Annotated in this window: 6 protein-coding genes; 3 read left to right on the top strand and 3 right to left on the bottom strand. The window is 64.1% G+C overall.

Annotation, left to right across the window (positions count from 1 at the left end; genetic code table 11):
• The first annotated feature begins 95 nt into the window (after window positions 1–95).
• The 3 genes from ACO550_RS38650 (at window position 96) to ACO550_RS38640 (ending at window position 3,029) form a co-directional block, all read left to right on the top strand.
• A complete protein-coding gene (locus tag ACO550_RS38650; RefSeq protein WP_315598454.1) occupies window positions 96–617 on the top strand; it encodes an NINE protein in 522 nt (173 codons plus the stop codon).
• A 32-nt stretch (window positions 618–649) separates the two neighbouring features.
• On the top strand, window positions 650–1,585 hold the full coding sequence (locus ACO550_RS38645; protein ID WP_315598438.1) for a LysR substrate-binding domain-containing protein: 936 nt from the start codon (window positions 650–652) through the stop codon (window positions 1,583–1,585).
• A 157-nt stretch (window positions 1,586–1,742) separates the two neighbouring features.
• Window positions 1,743–3,029 carry a right-handed parallel beta-helix repeat-containing protein gene (locus ACO550_RS38640; RefSeq protein ID WP_315598439.1) on the top strand — a complete coding sequence of 429 codons (1,287 nt, stop codon included), beginning with the start codon at window positions 1,743–1,745 and terminating at the stop codon, window positions 3,027–3,029.
• A 57-nt stretch (window positions 3,030–3,086) separates the two neighbouring features.
• Here the strand turns inward: ACO550_RS38640 and rfbA are convergent, their stop codons facing one another.
• From rfbA to ACO550_RS38625, 3 genes are read right to left on the bottom strand one after another with little or no spacing between them, the layout of a single operon-like run.
• Window positions 3,087–3,974, bottom strand: a complete 888-nt coding sequence (rfbA, locus tag ACO550_RS38635) for a glucose-1-phosphate thymidylyltransferase RfbA (protein WP_315598440.1) — start codon at window positions 3,972–3,974, stop codon at window positions 3,087–3,089.
• Window positions 3,971–5,287, bottom strand: a complete 1,317-nt coding sequence (locus tag ACO550_RS38630) for an oligosaccharide flippase family protein (protein WP_315598441.1) — start codon at window positions 5,285–5,287, stop codon at window positions 3,971–3,973. Before ACO550_RS38630 ends, rfbA begins: the two co-directional genes overlap by 4 nt.
• Window positions 5,288–5,307: 20 nt before the next feature.
• Window positions 5,308–6,588: an oligosaccharide repeat unit polymerase gene (locus ACO550_RS38625; RefSeq protein WP_315598442.1), complete on the bottom strand. Its 1,281-nt coding sequence runs from the start codon at window positions 6,586–6,588 to the stop codon at window positions 5,308–5,310.
• Between the last annotated feature and the right edge of the window lie 2 nt (window positions 6,589–6,590).

Here is a 6,590-nt window from a genome sequence, read left to right as displayed (position 1 = left end):
ATTCTCCAGTCAGCGAGACGCTACAATGTGCGCCGATGCCGCATTGCCAATCCTGCCATCGGCATCCCAGGGATTTCCACAACGATTGCCTGCCCATGACTGCTGCCAGCCAAGCCCCCGCCGTTGCCCGTGAGTCCACCCGCCCCGCGCCGGACGCCAATCCGCGTGGCCTTGTACGGGGAAAATCGAAGCTGGCCACGGTCGCCCTGGCCTTTTTGTTTGGCAGCCTCGGCGCACATCGTTTCTATTTGAAGGGCCTCGGCGACAAGTTCGGCTGGGCCCATCTGCTGGCCACCGTGGCCGGCGTCATCGGCATTGCTTCGCTGCGCCTCGATACCGGCAGCACGGCATTGAACTGGACTTTCGCCGTTGCCGGCGGCGCGTCACTGATCAGCGCCTTCCTGACCGCCATCGTGTTTGGCCTGCGCCCGGACGACAAATGGGATGCGCGCTACAACCCGCACGGAAAACCGACGCGTTCGGGCTGGCCGGTCGTGATTCTTGTGATCCTCTCGCTGATGATCGGCACCGGCCTGCTGATGGCCGGCCTGGCCATCAGCTTCCAGACATTCTTTGAATCGCAGGTCGAAGCCGCCAAGGCGCTTTCACAGGAATAGCCGGCGTAGCAGGAATACCCGGCACCTCGACCATGCATTTCGACCTGCTCGACATCGCCGTCTTTGTACGCGCGGCGGCATTGGGCAACCTGTCGGCGGCCGCGCGCGACCTGGCCCTCTCCACCTCCACTGCCAGTGCACGCCTGCAGCGCCTTGAGGATCAACTCGGTACCCGCCTGCTCCACCGCACCACGCGCCGCCTGTCGCTGACCGGCGACGGCGAGCGCTTCCTCGAACATGCCGAGCAATTGCTGATCACCTCGGAAGCCGCCGCGCAATCGGTCGGCCGCGGGGCCGAGGCACCGCACGGCCAGTTGCGCGTGACGGCGCCGGCATCGTTCGGACGACAGCACGTATCGCCGGCACTGCCCGCCTTCCTGGCCGCCTATCCGGGCATCACGCTCGACCTGCGACTGACCGACCAGGTAATCGGCCTGGTCGATGGTGGCATCGACGTGGCACTGCGCATGGGCGTGTTGCCAGATTCCACGCTCGTGGCGCGACCGCTTGCCCCGAGTCATCGCGTGATCTGCGCATCGCCAGACTATCTCGCGCGCCACGGCACGCCCCGTCATCCCGAAGACCTGCGCCGGCACAACTGCCTGGTGCTCGGCGATCAAACGAACTGGCGTTTCGATACCCCGCTTGGCGAAACCGCGGTGACGGTGCATGGCAACCTGCGCGCCGACAACGGTGAAGTGATTCGCGATGCGATCCTCGCAGGCATGGGTATTGCGCTCAAGTCGACCTGGGATGTCGCGTCGCATTTGCGGCGTGGCGAACTGATCACGGTTCTCGACGAGTATCCGGTACTGCCAGCCGTGTCGATCTGGGCTGTATATCCAAGCCGCCATCTGGTGCCGGCCAAGACGCGCGCATTTGTCGACTTCTTCGCCGACTGGTTCGGATCGCCACCGTACTGGGATCGCGGCGATCTCCCCGCCCCGCCAGCCACGCACCATTTCTAGGTTACCTCGCCAGGCCACCCCGGCTCCCCGTCCGCCAACTTCTCGCGCATTCCAGACAGTCCGGCCATGCGATGCCGCACAGCGGCTATGCTCAACCGAACAGTCGAGCAACGGAGGTAGCAGTGATGAAACACGTTCGTAGCGCACCGGCATGCGGATGAGAACCTCACTAGGCCGGACCGGCCTGGCCGTCGTACTGGTGGCGGCGATGGTGGGCGCCGCATTGCTGCTGGCAAACCACCTGGGTGGCCCAACCGTGGTATCGACAGCGTCGGGAGCACCCGCTGACGTGCAGATGCAGCCGGCGGCTGGGGGCGCCGATCAGGGGGACGCGCTGCAAGCCGCCATCGACGGCCTGCAGGCCGGCCAGCGGCTGGTACTGTCGCCCGGCGTGTATGTGGTGGGTCGCGTACTGGCCATGCGTGGCGAACAGGTGGTGATGTCCGGATACGGCGCGACGATCGTTGCCACCAATCCCGACCAGCAAGCCATCATGATGACCGGCAAGAACTCCACGCTCGTCGGGGTGACCCTCAATGGCATTGGCACCGAGCGGCTGGAATCGGCCACCTCGGCCAAGGTAGCGGTCGACGGCGAAGGTATCCAGGTACTCGACGTCACCATCAACGGCGGCGCCAGCGCGGGCATCTTTGTCTCGCGGGGCAGCAGCATTGCACTGGTTGGCAACAAGGTCACCGGCACGCTGGCCGACGGCATCCACATCACCGGCAGTTCGCATGACGTGCTGGTGCAGGATTGCTCGGTAACGGCCACCGGCGACGACATGGTGGGCATTGTCAGCTACCAGCGCGATGGTGGCGTGACCCAGAATGTCTATGTCACCGGCAACTATCTGGCCGGCAATGCCTGGGGACGCGGCGTGGCGGTGGTTGGCGGGGCCAACGTGACCGTGACCGGGAACTGGATCGAGGGCGTGCAGAAAGCCGCCGCGGTAATGGTCGCGCAGGAAGACGGCTATCGTACGGCCGACGTGACCAATGTGCTGATTGCCAGCAATTCGATCTCCGACGACCAGAATGCCACGCAACCGGGCAACAACCGCGCACCGGCCGGTCATGCCGCGATCGATCTCAACACTGGCAGCGGCAGCGTGTCGCAGGTGCTGGTGACCGGCAACCAGATCACGCGCACACGCTTCGACGGCTTTCGCGCGCAGGGCAATGTCTGCCGCACAGGGATCACCGGCAACCGCTTTGCCGCCGTCAATGGCACGCCAGTCTCGCTGCAGTACCGCAACTGCGCAGCGGATCAGTTTATCTGCGACACCAATACGCTCGATGGCGCGAGCCTGGCGGTCCCGCCAGGATGTTCCGGCGCGGGATCGATCCAGGTCTCCGGTGCGGACGCGAGCCGCCTCCCTCAAGTGCGAACTTCGCTGCGACGTGCCCTGAATGCAGCCCTGCCCCCGCCCCGCGCAGGCTGAGCGGTGCCTGCGCATGCGCTTGCCGCCCGTTGCGGCAGATGACACGCATGCGCGGCACTACCTGACCCGTGGCGATTCCGCCAGCAGACGTTGCAGGTACTTGCCGTAGTGGCTTTTGCCGAGCGGCACCGCCAGCCGGCCAAGCTGCTCGGCATCGATCCAGCGCCGCCGATAGGCAATCTCCTCGGGACATGCCACCATCAGGCCCTGCCGCTTCTGCAACGTTGCCACCAGTTGCGCGGCATCGACCAGTGAATCATGTGTGCCGGTATCGAACCACGCATAGCCACGTCCCATGATGTCGACGTTGAGCTTGCCCGCCGCCAGGTAGTGCGAATTGACATCGGTAATTTCCAGTTCGCCACGTGCCGAAGGCCGGATCCCGGCTGCAATATCGCAGACCGTGTTGTCATAGAAATACAAGCCGGTCACGGCATAGCTCGAACGCGGCACCGCTGGCTTCTCTTCGATCGACAGCGCGCGGAAGTCTTCGTCGAACTCCACTACGCCATATCGCTCGGGGTCGTGCACGTGATAGGCGAATACGGTGGCGCCATCCTCGCGCCGTCCCGAGCGCGTCAGCAGCCTGGCCAGGTCGTGCCCATAGTAGATGTTGTCGCCCAGGATCAACGCCGACGGGTCACGTCCGACAAAGTCGCGCCCGATGATGAATGCCTGCGCCAGTCCGTCCGGCGACGGTTGCTCGGCATACCGCAGATTGAGCCCCCATTGATGCCCGTCCCCGAGCAGCGCGGCAAAGCGCGGCGTATCCTGCGGCGTCGAGATGATCAGCACATCGCGAATGCCCGCCACCATCAGCGTCGACAGCGGGTAGTAGATCATGGGCTTGTCGTAGACCGGCAGCAGCTGCTTGGAGATGCACTGCGTGACCGGATAGAGCCGTGTGCCGGATCCTCCGGCGAGGATAATGCCTTTGCGAGTCATGCCTGAATCTCCCTGGCCGATGATGGATCCTGCGCTGCGGGTGTGGGGGTGGTTGCAGGCGCGGTTGTGGGCGCCGGCACGCTGCCGGCGGTCTCGCGCCGATAGCAGACCGCGAACGCCGTCGCGCCGATCACTTCGGTCAGGATCACCGAGATCACGGTCCCTTCCGCGCCCATGTACAGCACGAACGGCACCACGTAGAGCAGATGCAGTACCGTTACCGCCGCATAGATGTTCTGCACTGCCCGATGCCGCCCCAATGCCAGCAAGCCCAGGTTGCCGAAGATAAAGGCCACGCTGGTCACCGGCAGCAGCACGCCTTCGAGCCGCAACAGGAAAATGGCGTCGTGGAACGGCTCACCGAGCCACATCCGTATGCCAAGCCCCGCAAACAGCTCGATGCCGACGAACATCGCACCCGAACAGCCGAATACCACCAGCATTGCCTTGCGCATCAACGCGCGTGCTGCCGCCGGGTCCGTCACGTTGTACTGACTGATGCGCGGAAAGAATGCGGTACCGATCACGGTGAAGATCGTCTGGCCGGCAATGCGGATCTTGTCCGCCATCGAGAACTGCCCGACCGCCACCGGCCCGTGGAAGTAGTTGAGCAGGATCGCGTTGAAATTGACGTAGAAGCTGACCAGCACGAGCGACAGGAAAACCGGGAAGCCTTCGCGCAGTGACGCCACGACCGCACGCATCTGCACCGCAACCAGCGCGGCCAGCCGCTTGCGCCATGCCCCCCAAAGTGCCGCGGCGGCCAGGATCACCGACCCGATACTGATGCCCAGCGCCGCCAGCGCGGCGTCGCCGGGCGTCCTGACCCATGCCACCACGCATCCAAGGCTGACCGCCTTCGAGATGAAGTTCGGCACTACCAGTACCTTCATCCGCTCCAGGCCCTGGTATAGCCATATCGGCGTGACGGCATTGGCCACCACACCTACGAATGCCGCAGCGAGTATGGTCCAGTGCTCGCGCAGGCTTGGCGCCAACAGCAGTGCGCCGGCCAGCAACAGTGCGGAGGCCAGCATCAGCAGCAGCTTGGCGGCCAGCGTGGCCGAGAACACCTGTGCCAGTGCCAGCGGATCATCGCGCCGCACCGATACCAGGCGTGTGGCCGTCAGATTGTGGCCGTAGTCGGTCAGCAGGATCAGGTACTGCGCCAGTGCCTGGCAGTAAGCCAGCACGCCAAACTCCCTGACGCCAAGCACCTTGCCCAGGAACGGCAGCAACAACAACGGAAACAGGTAATTGCCGCCCTGGATCAGCAGCAGATACATGGCGGTGGAACGTATCGAAGGCGGCATGGGCGTGATGTCCGGCGATCTCAGCGCCGGCTCCAGATGCGCAGGTTGGCGCGGCCATACAGGCCACTACCCGGCGGCGCTGCGAACCCCACGGGCTTGCCAAAACAGCGGAACACCAGCCACAGCAGCGCAAGCGGCACGAAGTTGCGCCCGCTGAACAGGTTCGGCACGCGCAGGATCTCCATCAGCGACACCAGCAGCACCGCATGCGCGCAGCACCAGAACCCGTTGCCGGAACGCCAGCCCGCATAGCTGCGGCCCAGCAACCAACCCATCAGCGCGGCTTCCAGCAGCGCGAACCACCCCCATTCATAGAAATGCACATAGATGCCGGACGGGTTATTGAACTCCGGGTCGCCGAAATTGCTCAGGAAGGTCCCGTAGCCGTCGCCGCCGCCAACCCATGGCCGGAACGTCTCACCGATCACCGGAAACTTGATCAGCCAGTCGAACGTGAAGGTCGGGTCGCCGGTGCCCCACCCCATGATCGTGAGCAGGCCGGCGCCATTGTTGATGGCGGTGGAGTAGTACAGGCCCAGGCGTTCGAGCGCAAAGTCAAGAATGTTGTCGTAGACGTTGATGTAGTACGTTTCCCAGGAGCGGTTGTATTCGTTCGCGATAAAAAAGCCAATCAGCGGGACGATCGCGGCGAATGGCCCCAGCGTCAGCAACAGCGTGCGCTGCGGGCCGCTGCGGAAGCGCACTGCCATCAGCGCCCATGGCAGGATCACTTCCACCAGCGCCAGCCGCTCGGCAAAGATGAAACTGCGCAGCAGCGTCAGTACACACAACACGCCAAGGAACACCTTGTAGCGATTGAGTCCGTCCACCGGCTGACGAAAGATGTGGAAATACAGCGGCACATAGGCCACGGTGGCCTGGGTGAGCGTGCTGATGCCGGCGATACGGCCCTTCAACTCAAGCACGTCGTAGGTACTGGCCTGCCCACTCAGGAACGAGAACAGCACGGCCGGCCGCGCGATCACGCCGCCCATCATGACCAGATAGCCGAAGCACGCCAGCCAGAATAGGGCATCGAGCACTTCGCGCGGCACCTGCACAGGAGCGTCGGGCCAGCGCGGCAACAACACGCGCTCGCTGGCCGCCGCCACGGTCAGCACCACCAGGAACAGGGCTCCGGCAATGGCGAACTCGCTGTTGAAATAGACGCGATCGATGGCCTTCTGCTCGCCGAGCAGGTCCAGCGAGATCAACATATAGAGCGGCACGATAAAGTACATCAGCAGCCTGGCGGGATCTTCCCACCAGTAGCCGTCGCGCAGGGCAAGCTGGTTGAGCATAT

Source organism: Cupriavidus sp. (assembly GCF_057315035.1).
The sequence above is the reverse complement of the archived record's forward strand: the minus strand, read 5'-3'. Positions and strand labels throughout refer to the sequence as shown.

Bases quoted from the DNA above. Each gene is read 5' to 3' on its own strand.
- ACO550_RS38650 (WP_315598454.1), top strand. From the start codon at position 96: ATGACTGCTGCCAGCCAAGCCCCCGCCGTTGCCCGTGAGTCCACCCGC.
- ACO550_RS38645 (WP_315598438.1), top strand. From the start codon at position 650: ATGCATTTCGACCTGCTCGACATCGCCGTCTTTGTACGCGCGGCGGCA.
- ACO550_RS38640 (WP_315598439.1), top strand. From the start codon at position 1,743: ATGAGAACCTCACTAGGCCGGACCGGCCTGGCCGTCGTACTGGTGGCG.
- rfbA (WP_315598440.1), bottom strand. From the start codon at position 3,974: ATGACTCGCAAAGGCATTATCCTCGCCGGAGGATCCGGCACACGGCTC.
- ACO550_RS38630 (WP_315598441.1), bottom strand. From the start codon at position 5,287: ATGCCGCCTTCGATACGTTCCACCGCCATGTATCTGCTGCTGATCCAG.
- ACO550_RS38625 (WP_315598442.1), bottom strand. From the start codon at position 6,588: ATGCTCAACCAGCTTGCCCTGCGCGACGGCTACTGGTGGGAAGATCCC.